Origin of the sequence: Bacillus sp. H1a, from assembly GCF_000633475.1 — a bacterium.
Lineage (GTDB): Bacteria > Bacillota > Bacilli > Bacillales > Bacillaceae_G > Bacillus_A > Bacillus_A paramycoides.
In genome coordinates this window covers 1-2,823 of sequence record NZ_AYMH01000143.1, presented here as the reverse complement: position 1 = coordinate 2,823, position 2,823 = coordinate 1, and the positions used below count along the sequence as shown (strand labels likewise).

Annotated in this window: 1 protein-coding gene and 1 riboswitch; the gene reads left to right on the top strand. The window is 35.2% G+C overall.

The window, feature by feature from the left end; all coding sequences use genetic code 11:
- Positions 1–198 precede the first annotated feature (198 nt).
- A riboswitch (cobalamin riboswitch) is annotated at positions 199–387 on the top strand.
- Positions 388–515: 128 nt separating this feature from the next.
- Entirely contained in the window at positions 516–2,804 is a 2,289-nt protein-coding gene (metE, locus tag U860_RS0130725) for a 5-methyltetrahydropteroyltriglutamate--homocysteine S-methyltransferase (protein ID WP_025151463.1), read from the top strand.
- Positions 2,805–2,823 lie beyond the last annotated feature (19 nt).

Genomic DNA, 2,823 nt, shown 5'->3' with positions numbered 1-2,823 from the left:
CTCTTTTAGAAAAACTTAATCCCACCATTGTTTCACAGTTCAAAACACCCTCATTCTAGTATAAAAACTAACCTAAATATTCCAATAATTACAAATACAAAGAAATAAAAACTTTAGAATTTTCTTATTTTAAAACAGTAGACAAGATTCTAAAAATTATGTTAGAATTTGTTTCAATATCATATCGCTTGTTAAATTCCTTTCAAAAGGAAAATAGGTACACGAAAATTTTATTTCGTGTTTAAAAGGGAAGTTTGGTGAAACTCCAACACGGTCCCGCCACTGTAAATGCTGAGATTTCTTTTTTGTGCCACTGTGAAAACGGGAAGGTGAAAGAAATTATATGAAGCATAAGTCAGGAGACCTGCCTATTTTAACAACACTGATAGACTCACGGATGATGATGAGGTGTTAAGAACAAAAAGGAAGGCTTATTTTCTATGCCTTTATGCTTTTTGTTATAGGTATTTCCTAGTAAACGGAAATGCTTACTTTCAATTAGGGAGGAATTTGAAATGGTAATTCAAACAAGTAACTTAGGTTATCCACGTATCGGACTACAACGAGAGTGGAAAAAAACATTGGAAGCTTTTTGGTCCAATAAAATTGATGAAGAGACATTTTTAACGACAATGAAAGAAATCCGCCTTCAACACGTAAAGGTACAGCAAGAAAAAGGAATTGAATTAATTCCAATAGGCGATTTTACATATTATGACCACGTTCTGGATACAGCCTACATGTTAGGATTCATCCCATCACGTTTTTCAGAGTTTACATCTTACCTTGATGTATATTTTGCAATGGCACGTGGATCTAAAGATCATGTTGCTTCTGAAATGACAAAGTGGTTTAACACAAACTATCATTATATTGTTCCTGAATATGAAGAAGGGTTACAAATCTCTTTAAAAGACAATCGTCCCCTTCGTTTATATGAAGAAGCGAAAAAAGAGTTAGGCGTCGATGGAAAACCAGTTATTTTAGGACCTTATACATTCCTAAAACTAGCAAAAGGTTATACCGAAGATCAATTTGCCACTATTTTAAAACAGCTAGTTGCACCTTACGTACAATTATTCTCTGAATTACGCGAAGCTGGAGCACAAATTATTCAAGTTGACGAACCAATCTTCGCATCTTTAACAAAAGATGAAATTAATCAAGCGAAAGAACTTTACGAAGCTATTCATAAAGAAGTTCCAAATGCTAACCTTATTCTACAAACATATTTTGACAGTGTAGAAGAAAACTATGAAGAAATTATTACATTCCCTGTTTCTGGTATTGGATTGGACTTTGTTCATGGCAAAGAAGGTAATGTAAATGCTATTTCAAAATATGGATTCCCAGCTGATAAAATTTTAGCTATCGGTTGTATAGATGGCCGTAACATTTGGAGAGCTGATCTTGATGATGTACTTTCTTTATTTACAACATTACAAAATCAAGTCACAGCAAAAGGTTTAATTGTTCAACCTTCTTGTAGCTTATTGCATACTCCAATTGATAAAACAGAAGAAAAGCACTTATCAACCGAACTATTTGATGCACTTGCATTTGCCAATCAAAAGTTAGAAGAACTAGTCCTTATCCAATCTGCTCTTACTAAAGGTGTTGAAAGCATCAGTAACGAGCTGACAACATATCGTAATGCACATCATGCAATCCGTTCATCAGCTGCACGTAATCGTGAAGATGTAAAAGTAGCGCGTACAGCACTTAAAGAAGATGATTTCTCACGTCCTCTTCCATTTGAAAAAAGATATGAATTACAGCAAGTGGCTTTACAGTTACCACTGTTACCAACAACAACTATCGGTAGCTTCCCACAAACGACTGAAGTTCGTCAAACACGTAAACAGTGGCGTAACGGCGATATTACAAATGAACAATATACTCAATTCATTGAAAAGGAAACTGAGAAGTGGATTCGTTACCAAGAAGATATTGGTCTTGATGTCCTAGTACACGGTGAATTCGAAAGAACTGACATGGTGGAATACTTTGGTGAAAGACTTGCCGGCTTCTCCTTTACTAAAAATGGATGGGTACAATCATACGGTTCTCGCTGTGTGAAACCACCTGTTATTTATGGCGATGTTGCCTTTATAAATGGAATGACTATTAAAGAAACTGTATATGCACAAAGCTTAACAGAGAAAGTAGTAAAGGGTATGCTAACTGGACCTGTCACTATTTTAAATTGGTCATTCGTTCGAAATGACATTTCAAGAAAAGAAGTTTCATATCAAATTGCATTAGCACTTCGTCATGAAATTGAATTACTTGAATCTTCTGGAATTAGGGTGATCCAAGTCGATGAGCCAGCACTTCGTGAAGGAATGCCGTTAAAAGAAAAAGATTGGAATGCATATATTACATGGGCAGTTCAATCATTCCTTTTAGCAACATCTTCTGTAGAAAATGTAACACAAATTCACACTCATATGTGTTACAGCAACTTCGAAGATATTGTAGATGCAATTCGCGCATTAGATGCAGATGTTATTTCCATCGAAACATCAAGAAGTCATGGGGAATTTATTGATACATTAAAACATACAACATATGAAAAAGGAATTGGTCTAGGTGTATATGACATTCATAGCCCACGTGTCCCAAGTAAAGACGAAATGTTCGCAATCGTAGAACAATCTTTACAAGTATGTGATCCTAAATATTTCTGGATTAATCCAGACTGTGGTTTAAAAACTAGAAGAACCGAAGAAGTTATACCTGCCTTAGAGTATATGGTTCAGGCAGCGAAAGACGCTCGTTCTCTCCTAAAGACAAATGCATAATAAAAAAGCGTGTTATCCT

Coding starts and splice junctions, on each gene's coding strand:
- metE (WP_025151463.1), top strand. CDS start 516: ATGGTAATTCAAACAAGTAACTTAGGTTATCCACGTATCGGACTACAA.